This window comes from Luteococcus sp. H91 (genome assembly GCF_038433135.1).
Taxonomy (GTDB): Bacteria; Actinomycetota; Actinomycetes; order Propionibacteriales; family Propionibacteriaceae; genus Luteococcus.
Genome location: NZ_JBCDMV010000006.1, coordinates 44,261 through 60,568, shown reverse-complemented (window position 1 = coordinate 60,568; position 16,308 = coordinate 44,261). Strand labels below are relative to the sequence as shown.

At 69.6% G+C, this 16,308-nt stretch carries 13 protein-coding genes; 10 read left to right on the top strand and 3 right to left on the bottom strand.

Annotated features, from left to right (window positions below):
- The first annotated feature begins 36 nt into the window (after nt 1–36).
- Together dinB and AAEX57_RS04340 are read left to right on the top strand one after the other, a co-directional pair.
- Nucleotides 37–1,230 carry a DNA polymerase IV gene (gene dinB / locus AAEX57_RS04345; protein ID WP_342091026.1) on the top strand — a complete coding sequence of 398 codons (1,194 nt, stop codon included), beginning with the start codon at nt 37–39 and terminating at the stop codon, nt 1,228–1,230.
- A 103-nt stretch (nt 1,231–1,333) separates the two neighbouring features.
- Nucleotides 1,334–1,696, top strand: coding sequence for a DUF3040 domain-containing protein (locus tag AAEX57_RS04340; protein ID WP_342090968.1), 363 nt, complete (start codon nt 1,334–1,336; stop codon nt 1,694–1,696).
- A gap of 68 nt (nt 1,697–1,764) precedes the next feature.
- On the opposite strand, the gene AAEX57_RS04335 is transcribed toward AAEX57_RS04340, so the two are convergent.
- From AAEX57_RS04335 to AAEX57_RS04325, 3 genes are read right to left on the bottom strand one after another with little or no spacing between them, the layout of a single operon-like run.
- Nucleotides 1,765–4,020, bottom strand: a complete 2,256-nt coding sequence (locus tag AAEX57_RS04335; protein ID WP_342090969.1) for a transglutaminase family protein — start codon at nt 4,018–4,020, stop codon at nt 1,765–1,767.
- Nucleotides 4,020–5,282 carry a DUF58 domain-containing protein gene (locus tag AAEX57_RS04330; protein ID WP_342090970.1) on the bottom strand — a complete coding sequence of 421 codons (1,263 nt, stop codon included), beginning with the start codon at nt 5,280–5,282 and terminating at the stop codon, nt 4,020–4,022. The genes AAEX57_RS04335 and AAEX57_RS04330 overlap by 1 nt, the downstream gene beginning before the upstream one ends.
- Before the next feature lie 4 nt (nt 5,283–5,286).
- Nucleotides 5,287–6,270, bottom strand: coding sequence for an AAA family ATPase (locus tag AAEX57_RS04325; RefSeq protein WP_342091027.1), 984 nt, complete (start codon nt 6,268–6,270; stop codon nt 5,287–5,289).
- A 264-nt stretch (nt 6,271–6,534) separates the two neighbouring features.
- Between AAEX57_RS04325 and mraZ the strand changes: the two genes are divergently transcribed.
- The 8 genes from mraZ to murD all read left to right on the top strand — a co-directional run bounded on the left by mraZ (nt 6,535) and on the right by murD (nt 16,204).
- A complete protein-coding gene (gene mraZ, locus AAEX57_RS04320; RefSeq protein WP_342090971.1) occupies nt 6,535–6,963 on the top strand; it encodes a division/cell wall cluster transcriptional repressor MraZ in 429 nt (142 codons plus the stop codon).
- A 140-nt stretch (nt 6,964–7,103) separates the two neighbouring features.
- Nucleotides 7,104–8,105 carry a 16S rRNA (cytosine(1402)-N(4))-methyltransferase RsmH gene (gene rsmH / locus AAEX57_RS04315; RefSeq protein ID WP_342090972.1) on the top strand — a complete coding sequence of 334 codons (1,002 nt, stop codon included), beginning with the start codon at nt 7,104–7,106 and terminating at the stop codon, nt 8,103–8,105.
- The gene (locus tag AAEX57_RS04310) at nt 8,102–8,770 is read left to right on the top strand and encodes a hypothetical protein (RefSeq protein WP_342090973.1); all 669 of its coding nucleotides are present in this window, start codon (nt 8,102–8,104) and stop codon (nt 8,768–8,770) included. Before rsmH ends, AAEX57_RS04310 begins: the two co-directional genes overlap by 4 nt.
- Nucleotides 8,770–10,674, top strand: coding sequence for a peptidoglycan D,D-transpeptidase FtsI family protein (locus tag AAEX57_RS04305; RefSeq protein ID WP_342090974.1), 1,905 nt, complete (start codon nt 8,770–8,772; stop codon nt 10,672–10,674). The genes AAEX57_RS04310 and AAEX57_RS04305 overlap by 1 nt, the downstream gene beginning before the upstream one ends.
- Nucleotides 10,671–12,212 (top strand): UDP-N-acetylmuramoyl-L-alanyl-D-glutamate--2,6-diaminopimelate ligase, encoded by a 1,542-nt coding sequence (locus AAEX57_RS04300; RefSeq protein ID WP_342090975.1) that lies wholly within the window; start codon nt 10,671–10,673, stop codon nt 12,210–12,212. Before AAEX57_RS04305 ends, AAEX57_RS04300 begins: the two co-directional genes overlap by 4 nt.
- Complete coding sequence (locus AAEX57_RS04295) at nt 12,199–13,665, top strand: UDP-N-acetylmuramoyl-tripeptide--D-alanyl-D-alanine ligase (RefSeq protein ID WP_342090976.1); 1,467 nt, start codon at nt 12,199–12,201, stop codon at nt 13,663–13,665. The genes AAEX57_RS04300 and AAEX57_RS04295 overlap by 14 nt, the downstream gene beginning before the upstream one ends.
- Entirely contained in the window at nt 13,662–14,732 is a 1,071-nt protein-coding gene (gene mraY, locus AAEX57_RS04290; RefSeq protein ID WP_342090977.1) for a phospho-N-acetylmuramoyl-pentapeptide-transferase, read from the top strand. Before AAEX57_RS04295 ends, mraY begins: the two co-directional genes overlap by 4 nt.
- On the top strand, nt 14,714–16,204 hold the full coding sequence (murD, locus tag AAEX57_RS04285; RefSeq protein ID WP_342090978.1) for a UDP-N-acetylmuramoyl-L-alanine--D-glutamate ligase: 1,491 nt from the start codon (nt 14,714–14,716) through the stop codon (nt 16,202–16,204). Before mraY ends, murD begins: the two co-directional genes overlap by 19 nt.
- Nucleotides 16,205–16,308 lie beyond the last annotated feature (104 nt).

The window sequence follows — 16,308 nt, the reverse complement described above, 5'->3', positions numbered from 1 at the left end:
TCGGCATGGCGCGAGGGGCGAGCGCAGTTGGATGCCGTGCGGAGCGCGGGGGGTTCGAGGGGGGTCGTCCCCCCTCGCGTAATACTGCACGTGGACATGGATGCCTTCTACGCCAGCGTCGAGCTGGCCCGTCGTCCGGAGCTGCGCAACCGGCCCTTCTTCGTCGGTGGTGCGCAGCGTGGGGTGGTGCTGAGCGCCAACTACGAGGCCCGCCGGTATGGCATCGAGGGTGGGATGAGTTCGACGCAGGCGCGTCGGCTGTGTCCGCAGGCGGTGGCGGTGCCGCCGGATTTCGACAGCTACCAGCTGGTCTCGCAAGGTGTCTTCGCGATCTTCGAGACGATCACGGCGCAGGTGGAGGCGGGCAGCATCGACGAGGCCTTCCTGGACATCACCGGAGCGCTTCGTCGGCTGGGGGATCCGGCGTTGATCGGGGAGCGGTTGCGGGCGCAGGTGGCCGACGAGCAGCAGATCGCCTGTTCGGTGGGGATCGCGCCGAGCAAGTTCGTCGCCAAGCTGGCCAGCAAGCAGGCCAAGCCCGACGGGCTGGTGCTGGTGCGCCCCGACGAGGTGATCGACTTCCTGCATCCGTTGCCGGTGGAGAAGATGTGGGGGGTGGGGCCGTCGACGGCCGGAAAGCTGCACAAGCTGGGGCTGCTCACCATCGCGGATCTGGCGCACACCCCGCGGGCGACGTTGCAGCGGGCCTTCGGCGCCAATCAGGGCGGGTTGCTGCATGACCTTGCCTGGGGGCGGGATGCCCGACGGGTGGTGCCGGAGCAGACGGAACGTTCCATCGGTGCGCAGGAGACCTTCGCCCGGGACACCGACGACGCGCAGGTGGTGCGCACCGAGTTGTTGCGGCTGTGCGCCCGGGTGGCCTCCCGGATGCGTCGGGCCCGGATGCTGGGCCGGGTGGTCACCATCGAGCTCCGTTTTGCGGATTTCAGCACGTTGAGCCGTTCCACCACGCTGACCGGCCTGACCGACGTCACCGACGAGATCTTCGACGGCGCCTGGCGCACCTACCGCAAGCTGAACCTGCAGCGGGCCCGGATCCGACGGGTGGGGGTGCGGGTGGAGGGCTTGGTGGAGCAGGGGCAGGCCTTCCAGCAACTGCCGCTGGATGCCCCAGAGAAGGGGATGCGGGAGGTGGAACTGGTGGCCGATGAGGTGGTCAACCGCTTTGGCCCGGCGGCGGTGCAGCGGGCGACGCTGACCCGTCGCTGATGAGGACGGCACCATCCCTTTCGCGCCGTCGAAAGCGGACCTAGACTTGCTTTTACCCAGGTGGCCGAATGGCCGGTGGCCCAATGAACCCCAGGAGGCGGCGATGGCTCTTTCGGAGCAGGAACAGCGCTTGCTCGACCAACTGGAGGCCTCGCTTGCGGCCGACGATCCGTCGCTCGCCCGCACCTTGCGCGGCGACTCCGCGGCGCCGAAGCTGCTGCCGCCACGGCGCACCGGCGTGCTCGTCCTGGGTTTCCTGGTGGGCTTGGCAGGCCTGGTCGGCGGGATGCAGGTGCATCCGGTGGTCAGCGTGCTGGGCTTCGTGATCATGCTGGTCTCCGCGGTGCTGCTCTCCGAACAGCTGCGCGGGCAGGGTGGCGCCTCGGACCTCCGGGAAGACCTGGATCCGCGGCTTCCCGGGCAGCCGTCGCACACCGACGGGCCGGATCGCAGTCACGATCGCTGAGCACAGAACCGAACACGCAGCCAGGGCGCATCCACCGCGGATGCGCCCTGGCCCTTGTCCTGACCGGATCAGGAGATGTACTCCCGCTCCTCCACCTTCTCCACCACGATGCCGCGCCGATCGGCCCGGCCGGTGAGCCGCAGCCACAGCGAGCGCGGTGCCCAGAGCGCCAGGAAGCGGTCGGTCTTGCTGGATCCGTCCAGCAGTTGGCGACGCACCAGACGGGTGTCCTCGGCCAGCTCGTCGTCGACGTCGCCCAAGGTGCGGGCGTAGCGGGATCGTTCCACGTCCATCGCCACCCGGTCCAGGGCGTCGGCGCCGGTCTCCTCCAACTGTCCGGAGACGTCCTGGGCCACCTCGCGCGGCGTGCCATTGGGCCAGGGCAGCCCCAGGTCGTAGCGGGTGTCGCGGATCTCGGCCCAGGCATGGGCCACCCGCTGGTGCGGGTCGCCCGCGGCGTTCAGCCGGCGGCGACGGCTGGCCAGCCGGATGATCGCCGGCAGGCTGAGCAGGCCCAGCAGGCCGAGCACGGCCAGGGCAATGCCCAGCACCTTGGTCCACGGGATCCGGGTGGTCGGGCCGGGCGCCGGCGAGGTGCTCGCGCTGGCACTGGCGCTCGGGGTGGCGCTGGGGGACTGGCTGGGGTTCTTGGAGCTGGCGCCGCTGGAGGCGGTGGCCGACGGGAGCGGCTTGACGTCCTTGTTCACCAGCGACCATTCCGGCGCGGAGGCCACCCGGCTGGTGGGCTCGAAGCGCACCCAGCCGTAGTTGGCGAAGTAGAGCTCCGGCCAGGCGTGCATGTTGCTGGCCTTGACCTCGTAGTGGTCACCCTTCTTCTCGCCGGGCAGGAAGCCCACCGAGACCCGCGACGGGATGCCCTCCAGCCGGGCCATCAGCGCCATCGAGGAGGCAAAGTGCACGCAGTAGCCGGCCTTGTCCTTGGTGAGGAAGTTGGTCAGCACCTCGAAGCCGTCACCGGCCGGGGCGGTGGTGGAGTAGTTGAAGTTCTCCGGATCGGAGAGGAAGGCCTGGATCGCGGCCGCCTTCAGCACCGGGGTGGAGGCGTCACGGGTCACCTGGTTGGTGATCTCCATGATCGGCTTCGGCACGTCGTCCGGCACCGCGGCCGTCACCTTGGCGTCCGACGGCGTGCCGGGCTTGGCCAGGGTGAAGTTCTCCGCCACCGGGTCATTCAGCACCGCGTTGACCTGATAGGTCTTGTTGCGGATCGCCTCACCCCGGTCCTTGTCCTCGGTGGACAGGATGGTCAGGGTCTGCGGGTCATAGCGCCAGCGGCCTTCGGCGGTGTAGTTCTGCGGGGCGTAGGGGGCGGGCAGGTACTCGCCGCCCAGGTCCTTCACCGAGATCTCGGCGCTGACCGGCTTGCCGGCCTCGGTCAGCCCGGGCGCCGTCGGCAGCGCACCGTCCTTCAGTTGCGCCGGGGCCATGTGCCAGCCGTCGGCGTCCATCACGGTCAGCGACGCGGTGCGCAGGTAGAGCGGCTGGTCGGCCTTGTAGGTGAGCACGGTGCGGTCCACCGGCAGGTTGAGGTTCTTCGACAGGTCGATCGTCGGGTCGGCCATCTGCAGCGGCCCGGTGCCGCGGGGGCGGGCCGACTCGATGTCCAGGTTGCCGATCCGCGGGGTGATGGCGCCCAGCAGCAGGGCCAGCGCCAGCGCGGGGATGCCCACCAGGGCGGCCAGGCGCAGCGCACCGGCCGAGGAGTGGGCGTTCTGCGCGGAATCGCTGGCCAGGTTCCTGGTCCAGGCGGAGTTGTCGTTGATCCCGTCGGCGATCAGCACGATCAGGTAGCCCAGGCCCAGCAGGGCGAAGACCCACCAGACGACGTCGGTCTTCAACGCCAGGGCGGGGATCAGGTAGAGGCTGAGCAGCGGGGCCAGCATCCATGCGGTGGCCTGCAGGGTGATCACCAGCAGGTCGGCGATGATGGTGACCAGGCCGATCAGCAGCAGGAAGATCCAGCGCACCTCGGGGCTCTCCGACATCGGTGCCACCTCGGTGCGGATCTGCATCACCCCGGAGTTCAAGAGCGTGGGCAGGTTGCCGAAGCTGCGGGTGGCCGCGGGTTGGGCGTAGTAGCCCCAGCCGATCCCGGCGGCCAGCAGCACCAGGAATTGGGTGAGGGCGACGAATCCGCCGGTTACCCCGAAGCGGCGCAGCAGCAGGGAGATGGTCTGCAGCGCCGCGATGAGGACCGCGCCGTAGGCGATGAAGTGCTGGTCCAGGGTCAGCGGCATCAGGCTGATCGAGCCGAGCACCATGGCGATCGCCACGGCAATGGACAGGCGGTCGGATGAGCGCATCAGACGCCTCCTGTTCGTCGTTCGAGTTCGGCCCAGGCTTCGGCGACGGAGCTGCCGCGCTTGACCTGCACCACCCGCCACTGGGCCTCGGAGAGCTGCCGGCAGCACTGCTCGTGCTGGGCGATCACCTCGGGCTCGGCCCGCAGGCCACGGATGGTGAAGGAGTCGACGTCCAGCACGATGGCCAGGCCGACGGTGCGGCCACGACGGGCGGTCGCCAGGGCGGCCACGTCGGCCGGGGTGAGCCGGCCGAGGATCGCCACCAGCATCTCGCCCTGCCGCTGCAGGTTGGTCTCCAGCGCCGACTCCAGGCCGGTGTACTCGCTGAGCTGCTCGTCGGTCATGGCCAGCAGTACCGCCTCGCGGGCGGCGAAGGGATCCTCCGCGCTGGCGGTGGGCACGACGCCGTCGGAATCCACCATCACCAGCCGGAATCCGTTGCTGATCAGGTGGTGCGCCACGCTGGTGGCGGCGGAGACGGCCCATTCGAAGCTGGCGGTGCGGCCGGTGCCGGCATGGGCGCTGGCCCGCGAGTCGAGCAGCACGGTGACGCTGGGATCCCAGGCCTGCTCCTCGCGGCGGACCATGATCTCGCCCTTCTTGGCAGTCGAGCGCCAGTGGATCCGGCGCACGTCGTCACCGTCGCGGTATTCGCGCACCAGAACGTCGTCCTGGCCCACCAAGCCGATCTTCTGCGGGGTGGATTCGCCCGACGCATTGCTGCCCGACGCGGAGCCCAGCTGGCTCAGCGGCACCACCTCGGGGGTGACCAACACCTCATTGGAGGCGCGGAACTGGCGGTCGATCTGTGCCAGGCCAAAGGGGTCGATGGCGCGCACCAGCAGGGGGCCCACCCGGTAGCGACCGCGGGCCAGGCCCATCAGCGGGTAGGTGATCTGCCGCTTCCAGTCGCCGGCGAAGGTGTGGATGGTGAAGCGGGGGCGACGCCCCAACTCGCGGGGCACCGTGTCCTCGAAGCGCAGCAGGCCGACGGGCAGCGCCCCGGCCTTGCGCAGCGCGAGGCTGGCGTCCATTCGTTCGCCCAGCGTCACCCGGGGCGGATCGATGGTGCGCTCGCTGACCAGGTGCAGCCGGGAACGGCCGACCACCAGGATGGCGGCCAGCGGCAGCAGGATCAGCAGGGCGCAGACCCGCGCCAGGTCGCGTTGGCCCATGGCCATGCAGGCGATCAGGCCCAGCAGTCCGAGGAGCAGGAAGGCCTTGCCCCGGGCCGTGAGCACTCGCCATGACTTGGCGATCAAGAATTCACCTTCGGTCGGGGATGGCCACGGTGTCCACCGCGGCATCGATGATCTCGGCGACGGTGCGACCGGCCAGCTGGGCCTGCACCGACGGCAGGACGCGGTGGCCGAGCACGACGCCGGCCAGGGCCTGCACGTCGTCCGGGATGGCGTAGTCACGGCCGGCCAGGGCGGCCTGGGCGCGTACGGCGCGAAGCAGGTGCAGGCTGGCGCGCGGCGATGCGCCCAGCCGCAGGTCCTTGCTGGCGCGGGTGGCCGAGACGACGCCGACGATGTAGTCCTTCACGGCCGGGGCCACGTAGACCTCCTTGACCGCGCGGATCAGGGAGACGATCACCTCGCCGGTGGTGACCGGCTGCAGGGCCGCCAGCGGATCGGAGGCGCCGTGCGAGTCCAGCATGTCCAGCTCGGAGGCGCGGGTGGGGTAGCCCATCTCGATCCGGGCCATGAAGCGGTCGCGCTGGGCCTCGGGCAGCGGGTAGGTGCCCTCCATCTCGATCGGGTTCTGGGTGGCCACCACCATGAAGGGGGCCCGCAGCTCGTGCGTGATGCCGTCGCTGGAGACCTGGCGCTCGGCCATCGCCTCCAGCAGCGCGGACTGGGTCTTGGGTGAGGCGCGGTTGATCTCGTCGCCGACGACGATGTTGGCGAAGATGCCGCCGGGCTTGAACTCGAACTCGTGGGTGTCCTGGTTGTAGATGCTCACGCCGGTGATGTCGCTGGGCAACAGGTCGGGGGTGAACTGGAGGCGACGCACGCTGCAGTCGATCGAGCGGCCGAGCGCCTTGGCCAGCATGGTCTTGCCGACGCCGGGCACGTCCTCCACCAGCAGGTGACCCTCGGCCAGCAGCACTGCCATGGCGATGTCGATCTGGTCGGTCTTGCCCTCGATCACGCTCTCGATGGCGGTGCGCACCTCGCCCATCACGGCGACCACGTCGGACAGGGTGTGGCTCTGGGCCCCATTCTGCTCCACCGGGTTCTCCATTTCCTCGTTGGGCACCGCGCGGGCGGCGCCGGGTCTGTTGCCTGGCCACGTCGGTCTGCTGACCAATTGCCCGTAGAACCCTACCTTGCGGGCCCGGCCATCCCAATCTCCCACCTGTCCCTCCGCTGAGGGTGGATCCGGGCTGAAGAACTCCCGAAGTGGGGCGAAATGGGAGCCAGCGATGGTGGTTGTGGAGCGTTGTGGAGTATTGTGGAGCGCAGTGGAGGAGATCGGCACGATTGTGGAGCGAGCGGAGGTGTCCCGGTGTTTCTGGGTACACACACGCCAAAGCTCGATGAGAAGGGCCGATTCTTCCTGCCGGCGAAGTTTCGCGACGAATTGGCCGAGGGCCTGGTGATCACCAGGAGCCAGGACAGGTGCCTGGCGATCTACCCGACCGCCACCTTCGTCGAGATGACCAAGCAGGTGAGCACCGCTCCGACGACCCTGAAGCAGGTTCGCGACTTCCAGCGCATGCTGGCGGCCGGAGCCTCGGACGAGACGCCGGACAAGCAGGGCCGGGTGACCATCCCGACCCAGCTGCGTGACTACGCGGGTCTGGAGAGCCAGATCGTCGTGGTGGGTGCCATCAACCGGGTCGAGGTCTGGGACGTCGCCGCGTGGCAGGAGTACTCCGAAGCGCAGGAATCGGTCTTCGCCGAGATGAATGAAGAGGTCTTCCCCGGCCTGTGAGCCGGGAAAGAGCAGTTGACGGATTGTGCCGCGAGGCTTCAGTCCGGGGCCCCGGCCCCCTGGCTCACCTTCCCCGGTGCCAGGTGGCGGCGGTTCCGGGTTGAAACCCCGAGGCACAAACGAACGGATTGGTGGGACGCATGGGCGAGACCGAGCTGGTGGACGAGTCCGCCGCCGCACCTGCTGCCGATCCTGCCCGGATCCACATCCCGGTGATGCGGGATCGGATCATCGAACTCCTCACCCCCGCCCTGGCCGAGCCAGGCAGCATCCACGTCGACGGCACCCTGGGCATGGGCGGCCACGCCGAGGCCGTGCTGCGGGCCTGCCCCAATGCCCGGGTGATCGGGATCGACCGTGACCCCACCGCCTTGGCTATCGCCAACCGGCGCCTGGAGGCCTTCGGGGAGCGCTTCACCCCCGTCGAGGCCGTCTACGACGAACTGCCCGAGGTGCTCGACGAGCTCGGCATCGCCCGGATCAACTCGATGCTGCTGGACCTGGGCCTGTCCAGCCTGCAGATCGACCGTCGTGAGCGCGGTTTCGCCTACTCCGTCGACGCCCCGTTGGACATGCGGATGGACGGCAAGCAGTCGCTGACCGCCGCCGACGTGGTCAACGGCTACGAACCGCGCGAGCTGCTGCGGATCCTGCGGGTCTACGGCGAGGAACGCTTCGCCGATCGGATCGTGCGCCGGATCATCGATGCTCGCGAGACCGAGCCCTTCACCACCTCAGCCCGGCTGGTCCAGGTGATCTCCGACGCGATCCCGATGGCTGCCCGCAAGACCGGGGGGCACCCCGCCAAGCGCACCTTCCAGGCCCTGCGAATTGAGGTGAACGCCGAGCTGGAGGCCCTCGAGGGTGTCCTGCCCGCCGCGCTGGATTCGCTGGCCGTCGGTGGCCGGCTGGCCGTGCTGGCCTACCACTCGCTGGAGGACCGGATGGTGAAGAACCTCTTCCGCGCCGGCGCCAGTGACACCGCCCCCAAGAACCTCCCGGTCGTCCCCGAATCCATGCAGCCCGAACTGCGGCTGCTCACCCGGGGTGCCGAGAAGCCCGACGACGACGAGACCGCCACCAATCCCCGAGCCGCCTCCGCCCGACTCCGGGTGGCCGAACGCATCAGGAGAGCACGATGAGCGCACTGCTTGCACCGCTGGAACAGCCCCGCACCCGCTCCACGGCCAGCCCTGCCGCCGAGCGACCGGCGCTGCGCGCCGTTGCTGCCAGCCCGCTGAGGCTTTCCCGGGTGGGCTTCATCATCTTCATCACCACCGTGCTCGGCCTGGGCATGGTGGGCATCCTGCTGTTGAACACCACCATCCAGCAGCGGGCGCAGACCGTCGCCGCTGCCCAGCGGACCGCGGATGACCTGGGCTATGAGCAGGCCTCACTGACGGCCAAGGCCGAGCAACTGCGCTCCAGCTCGGACCTGGCCAACCGTGCCTGGGAGATGGGAATGCGCCCCAACCCGTACCCTGTCTTCATCCAGTTGGATGCCGACGGCAAGACCAGCCGGGTGGTGGGCACGCCCACCGCGGTGTCCGGCAGCGAGATGCCAAACCAGAAGGCCGTCAGCGCGGATGATGTGACCAAGCGGATGCAGCAGGCTCGCGTCGCCTACCAGCAGAAGGTGGCGCAGCAGAAGGCCCAGGCCCAGGCGGAGGCCGCCGCCCGGGCGAAGGCCGCGGAGGCCAGGGTCAAGCAGGAGGCAGCGGCGGCCAAGGCGAAGCAGGAGGCAGCGGCGGCCAAGGCCAAGCAGGCGAAGGCGACGAACAAAAAGAGCAGCACCGGAGGGAACTGATGGATCAGCGACGGCGTCGCCCGCAGGCGGCCACCGCCCGGGTCGACAGCTTTCGCATCCAGTTGGGGGAGCCGGCCACGCGTCTGCGTTGGCTGCTGATCAGCATCCTGGTGGTGCTCACCCTGTTCATGGGGCGTGCGCTGCAGCTGCAGGCCTTCGACTCCAAGGCCTATGCCGCCAAGGCGGCCGACCAGATGACGCATGCGGTGGATCTGGCGCCGCAGCGCGGCACCATCAGTGACCGTTTCGGCACCGTGATGGCCGCCACCGTGCCAGCCGTGCGGATCATCGCCGACCCGAGCATGATCGCCCGAAATGGCGTCGACAAGCGGATGGAACTGACCGAGAAGCAGCGCAGGATCGGCGAGGCCGCGGCGCCGGCAATGGCCAAGATCCTGGTCAAGCACCTGGGCGGCAAGGAGGCCGACTACCTGAAGTCCCTGACCGCCAAGGACAAGGACGGCAAGTTGGTCAGCTGGGTGGTGGTGGCCCCCCAGGTGGAGTCCTCGATCTGGAACAAGATCAACAAGGAGCTCCGGGCCGGTGGGCCGGTGCCGGAGGTGAAGAAGGGCGCGCCCTACTGGTACGGCCTCTACAAGGAGGACAACCCCAAGCGGATCTACCCGTCGGGCTCGGTGGGCGGCAACCTGATCGGCCTGGTCCGCAGCGACGAGAATGCCCAGGGCCGCACCACCGCCCTGACCGGGGTGGAGAAGGCGCTGGACAGCCAGTTGACGGGCACCCCCGGGCGTGAGGTCTACGAGAGCTCGGCCTATGGCCGGATCCCGCTGGGCACCGACGTGTTGACCCCGGCCGTGGACGGGACCAACTACACCCTGACCATCGACGCCACCATGCAGCAGGCCGCGGAGGCCGCGCTGGCCAAGGGGGCGACGACGGCCGCGGCAGCCACCGGCACGGCGATCGTGACGAATGTCAAGACCGGCGAAGTGCTGGCCAATGCCAACCTGCCCTCCTACGACCCGAACAAGGTGAGCAAGATCGCAGCCAAGAGCGGTCTGGTGAACCGCTCGGTGGAGAGCATCTACGATCCGGGCTCGGTGCAGAAGGTGCTGACCATGGCCGCCCTGGCCGACAAGGGCCTGGTCACCGCCGACACCCGGGTGCTGGTGCCGCCGCGGCTGCCCTCCGGCGGCGGCTACATCAACGACTCCTTCGCCCATGGCACGGTGCCGATGACCGCGCGTGGCGTGATCGCCAAGTCTTCCAACATCGGCACCGTCATGCTCACTCGCCAGTTGGACAAGCCGAGTCTGGTGAACTACCTGAAGAGTTTCGGGCTGGGCGCCAGGACCGGCGTCGAACTGCCGGGGGAGTCGGCCGGCGTCCTGCCCAAGCCGGACATGCCGGACTACACCCGCGACCAGATCGCCTTCGGCCAGGGGCTGTCAGTGACCCCGGTGCAGGAGGCGGCGGCGGTGGCCGGCGTGGTCAATGACGGCGTCTACAACAGCCCGACGCTGGTCAAGTCCGCCACCACCAGCGACGGCAAGCCGGTGGCCCTGCCGGCCCGCACCCCGCGTCGGGTGATCTCCAAGGAGGCCTCGGCCGAGGTGCGGGACATGATGGAGGCCGTCACCCAGCTGGCCCCCAAGCAGCGCGCCATCGAGGGCTACCGGGTGATCGCCAAGTCCGGCACCGCGGAACGCTCCAATGGCAAGAATGGCTATTCCGGCTACACCGCCTCCTATGTGATGGCCGCCCCGGCCGACGACCCGCAGATCCTGGTCTACGTGCTGCTCGACGAGCCGCTGAACGGCCACCAGGGCTCCGGCGTCGCGATGCCGATCGCCAAGGAGATCATGACCCTGGCGTTACCGCGATACGGTGTCCTGCCCGATTCCACCCCCGCACCCGACAAGCCGATTGAGTACGAACCGTGAGCCAAGACCTGTTGCGCCCCGCCCGGCGCCCCCAGCGTGAACTGCGCGACCTGTTCGCGGACTCCCAGCCCGGCAGCGTGCAGCTGCCGGACCGCTCGGTGTCCGTGACCGGGATCACCCTGGACTCGCGCACCGTGGCTCCCGGGGACCTCTACGTGGCGCTCAGTGGCACCCGGGCCCACGGTGCCCAGTTCGCCCCCGGCGCCGTGCAGCGCGGGGCGGTGGCGATCCTGACCGACGAGGCGGGCCGGGAGCTGGCCGAGGAGAGCGGCGTGCCCGTCGTGGTGGCCGCCGACGCCCGGGACGCGATGGCTGACGCCGCCGCCACGCTCTTCGGCCTGCCCACCCATCAGCTGATGATGTTCGGCCTGACCGGCACCAATGGCAAGACCACCACCACCTTCCTGCTGGAGGCGGCGCTGGTGGCGGCCGGCCGCCGGGTGGGCACCATCGGCACCAATGGCTTCCGGCTGGACGGCGCCGAGCTCCCCAGCAACCGCACCACCGTCACCACCCCCGAATCGCCGGATCTGCAGGCGTTGCTGGCGGTGATGCTGGAGCGCGGCGCGGACTGCGTCGCGATGGAGGTCAGCTCGCACGCCCTGGCGCTGCAGCGGGTGGACCACATCGGTTTCGACGTGGCGGGCTTCACCAACCTGGGCCGCGACCACCTGGACTTCCATCCCACCATCGAGGACTACTTCGAGGCCAAGGCCCGGCTCTTCGACGCCGAGCACTGCCGGGTGGCGGTGATCAACACCGACGACGAACACGGCCGGGAGCTGGCCCGACGGATCACCGCGGCCGGGGCGCCGCGGCTGGTCACCACGGGCTTTGGCGACAGCGACCACCAGATCCTGGCCACCACCCCGGAGGGGCCGGGCAGTCGGGTGCGCTACCGCGGGCCGCACGGTGAGCGGGAGTTCACCATCGACCTGCCCGGAGAGTACAACGTGCGCAATGCCGTGATGGCGCTGGCGATGGCTGTGGAGGCCGGGCTGGACGAGGACGCGGCACTGGAGGGGATCAAGCACGCCCAGGTGCCCGGCCGGATGCAGCTGGTCAGGCTGGCAGGGACGGTCGAGGCCCCCACGGTCTATGTCGACTTCGCGCACACCCCGCAGGCGATCGAGTCCGCGGTGCGCTCCGCGCGGCCCGCCGAGGGCGGCCGGATCATCGTCGTGCTGGGCGCCGGGGGAGACCGCGACGCCGCCAAGCGCGAGCCGATGGGCCAGGCCGCGGCCACCGGCAGCGGCGTGGTGGTGGTCACCGACGACAATCCGCGCACCGAGGATCCGGCGCTGATCCGGGCGGCCGTCGCGGCCGGGGCGCGCAGCGTCGGCCAGGCCGAGGTGCTTGAGGTGGCCGGGCGACGGGCCGCGATCGGTGAGGCGCTGCGGATCGCCCGCCCCGGCGATGTGCTGCTGGTGCTGGGCAAGGGCCATGAGAAGGGCCAGATCGTCGGTCAGACGGTGCACGACTTCGACGACGTCGCGGTGGTGCTGGAACAGTGGGGAAAGATCAATGAGAACAACTGACGCGGCCAAACTGGCCGAATGGGCCCATGGCGAGCTGGTCGGGCAGGACCGCCCCGTCGGCCCCGACGTGGTGATCGACGCCCGCCAGGCCACCCCCGGCAGCATCTTCGTCGCCATCCCCGGTGAGAAGGTCGACGGCCACGACTTCACCGCCCAGGCCGCCGCCAAGGGCGCGGCCGCGGTGATCTGCACCCGGGTGACCGACGCCGATCTGGCGCACATCGTGGTGGAGGATTCGGTGCAGGGCCTGTCCCGGTTGGCCCGGGGCGTGGTGGCACAGGAGCGGGAGCGTGGCCTGGTCACCCTGGCCGTCACCGGCAGCTCCGGCAAGACCTCCACCAAGGACCTGCTGGCCCAGTTGCTGGAGGTTGCCGGCCCCACCGTCAGCCCGGTCGGCTCCTTCAACAATGAGATCGGGGTGCCGCTGACCGCCTGCGGCGTCACCGAGAAGACCCGCTTCCTGGTCAGCGAGATGGGCGCCCGCGGGCTGGGCCACGTCGCCTGGCTCTGTTCCCTGACCGCCCCGCAGATCTCGTTGGTGCTCAACATCGGCACCGCCCACCTGGGGGAGTTCGGCAGCCGAGAGGTGATCGCGCAGGCCAAGGGCGAGATCGTCGAGTGCCTGCCCGCCGAGGGCTGGGCCGTGCTCAATGCCGACGACGAGCTGGTGGCCGGCATGGCGCCCCGCACCTCCGCCCGGCTGGCGTGGTGGACCCGCACCGACTGGGCCGCCCAGCAGGGCCAGCGCCCGGCGGGCGCGCTGCACGTCAGCGCCCGTGACATCGCCGCCAACAGCCTGGAGCAGTACGGCTTCACCCTGGTGGTGGAGCGCGACGGCCACACGGAGGAACAGCCGGTGCAGCTGCAGCTGCTGGGCAGCCACCAGGTCTCAAATGCCCTGGCCGCCGCCACCGCGGCGATCGCCGCCGGGTGTGAGCCCGACCAGCTTGCCGCGGTGCTGAATGCCGCCGTCACCCGGAGCCCCTGGCGGATGCAGATGGACGTCCGCGGTGACGGTGCCGCCATCCTGAATGACGCCTACAACGCCAATCCGGGCTCGATGGCCGAGGCGATCGCCTCGATCGGCCGGATCGGTGTGGCGCGCCGGGCCGTCGACCCGAGCGCCACCGTCTACGCCGTGCTGGGCGACATGCTGGAGCTGGGCGATGACGCCGAGGCCCTGCACCGTCGGATCGGCGCCCAGGCAGCAGAAGCCGGCGTCGACGAGGTGATCGCCGTCGGTGAGTACGCCGAGCAGATCGTGGCGGGTGCCCATGAGGCCGGGGGCTCGGCCCGAGCGTCGCAGCGCGATCAGGTGGCCGGATCGCTACCCTTGAAGCCGGCCGACGTGGTGCTGGTGAAGGCGTCACGCGGTCTTGCCCTGGAGAAGGTGGCCGAGCAATTGCTCGCGGCCGGGGACGATTCGTGCGGGATGAGCGGAGTGCAGCAGTGAAGAACATCTTGCTGGCCGGGGCACTGGCCATGGTCGGGACCCTGCTGGGCACCCGGATCCTGATCGGCTTCCTGGTCCGCAAGGGCTATGGGCAGTTCATTCGCGACGACGGGCCCACCGCCCACCACACCAAGCGCGGCACCCCCACGATGGGTGGTCTGGTGATCATCATCTCCGTGGTGCTGGCCTACTTCCTGGCGCACCTGCTGACCTGGACGCCGATCAGCGTGTCGGCGATGCTGGTGCTCTACCTCTTCGTCGGGCACGGCGTGCTGGGCTTCATGGACGACTGGGCCAAGATCTCCAAGCAGCGCTCGCTCGGCCTGCAGGGCCGCGCCAAGCTGGTGGGGCAGGGGCTGCTGGCCGGTTCCTTCGGCTGGCTGGCGCTGCAGTTCCCCAACAACCGGGGGATCCGCCCCGCGTCGACCGCGATCAGCTTCCTGCGCGACATCAGCTGGCTGGCGCTCCCGGTGGCCATCGCGATCATCTGGATGATGGTGCTGATCGCCGGTGCCTCGAATGCCGTCAACCTCACCGACGGCCTGGACGGCCTGGCCTCGGGCGCGGCGACGATGGTCTTCAGTGCCTATGCGCTGCTCAACATCTGGCAGTTCAACCAGTGGTGTGGCCGTCAGTCCACCGCGGGGCCGCGCTGCTATGAGGTGCGTGACCCGCACGACCTGGCCGTGGTGGCGATGGCCCTGGCCGGAGCCTGCTTCGGCTTCCTGTGGTGGAATGCCAAGCCCGCCAAGATCTTCCTCGGCGACACCGGCTCGCTCTCCCTGGGCGCCGCGCTGGCCGGGCTGGCGATCATGACCCGCACCGAATTCCTGCTGGTGATCCTGGGTGCCCTGTTCGTGATGGAGACCGTCTCGGTGATGATGCAGGTGGCCTACTTCAAGGCCACCGGTGGCAAGCGGATCTTCAAGATGACCCCGATCCACCACCACTTCGAACTGCTCGGCTGGGGCGAGGTGACCGTCGTGATCCGCTTCTGGATCATCTGCGGTATCGCCGTTGCCGCCGGGCTCGGAATCTTCTACGCGGAATGGGTGGTGGGCCAGTGAGCGCCCTGGACTGGATCAACGACGCCAATCGGCTCTCCCCGTGGCACGAGGCGAAGGTGGTGGTCGCCGGGCTCGGCACCTCCGGTTTCGCCGCCGCCGACGGCCTGCTGGAGGCGGGCGCCCAGGTGAGGGTTCTGGACGAGAACGACTCCGCCGAGAATGTGGAGAAGGCCACCGTGCTGGAGATCCTCGACGCCACGATCGAGCTCGGCCAGGGAACCACCACCACGCTGCCCGACGACGTCGACCTGGTGGTCACCTCACCCGGCTGGCGCCCGTCGGCGCCGCTGCTGGCGCAGGCCGCCGCCCGGGCCATCCCGATCTGGGGAGAGGTGGAACTGGCCTGGCGGATGCAGCACCCCGATCGGGTGGTGCCGTGGCTGGCCGTCACCGGCACCAATGGCAAGACCACCACCACCCAGATGCTGGAGTCGATCCTGCTGGCGGCGGGGCTGAAGACCTCCGCGGTGGGCAACATCGGCCGGCCGGTGATGGAGGCGGTGCTGGACGAGACCGCCTATGACGTGCTCGCGGTGGAACTGTCCAGCTTCCAGCTGCACTGGATGAACAGCGTGCAGATGCACTCGTCGGCGGTGCTCAACCTGCAGGCCGATCACCTGCAGTGGTACCAGGGGGAGGGTTTCGACCAGGAGCTGGACCCGATGGAGCGCTACCGCGCGGACAAGGCCCGGATCTATGACCAGGTGCGGCATTCCTGCGTCTACAACGTCGCCGATCCGGCCACGGAGCGGATGGTGGAGGAGGCCGACGTGGTGGACGGTGCCCGGGCGATCGGCTTCACCCTGGGCGTGCCCGGGATGAGCATGCTGGGCGTGGTCGACGACCTGCTGGTGGATCGCGCCTTCGTCGAGCAGCGCAAGGACTCCGCCCTGGAGCTGGCCAAGGTCAGCGACGTGCACCCCAATGCCCCGCACAACATCGAGAATGCGCTGGCCGCGGCCGCGCTGGCCCGCTCCTTCGGCGTCGGCGCCCGCGCGGTGGGCGAGGGGCTGCGCAACCTGCAGCTCGGTGGCCACCGGATCCAGACGGTGCACGAGCGCGACGGCGTGCAGTACATCGACGACTCCAAGGCCACCAACCCGCACGCCGCGAACTCGTCGATGCGTGCCTTCGACTCGATCGTCTGGATCGCCGGCGGCCAGGCCAAGGGCACCACCTTCGACGAGCTGGTGCAGACCCACGCCGGCCGGTTGCGCGGCGCGGTGCTGCTGGGCGTCGACCGTCAGGTGGTGGCCGACGCGCTGGCCAGGCACGCGCCGGATGTTCCCGTCGTCGTGCTGGACAGCCCCGAGACCAGCGTGATGGCAGAGGCCGTCCGGGTGGCCAGCACCATGGCCCGCCCGGGTGATGTGGTGTTGATGGCGCCCGGTTGCGCCAGTCAGGACATGTGGAGCGGCTACGACGCCCGCGGCAACGACTTCGCCGAGGCCGCGCGCGGCCTGGGTGCCTGACCGGGAGCTTGGGCTGAGCAGCACACTGGACGCGAGACAGCCGATCAACCGGCGAGGGAGGGGCGGCATGGCACCACGGTCAGCACCGGCGGGGCGTTCGCGGC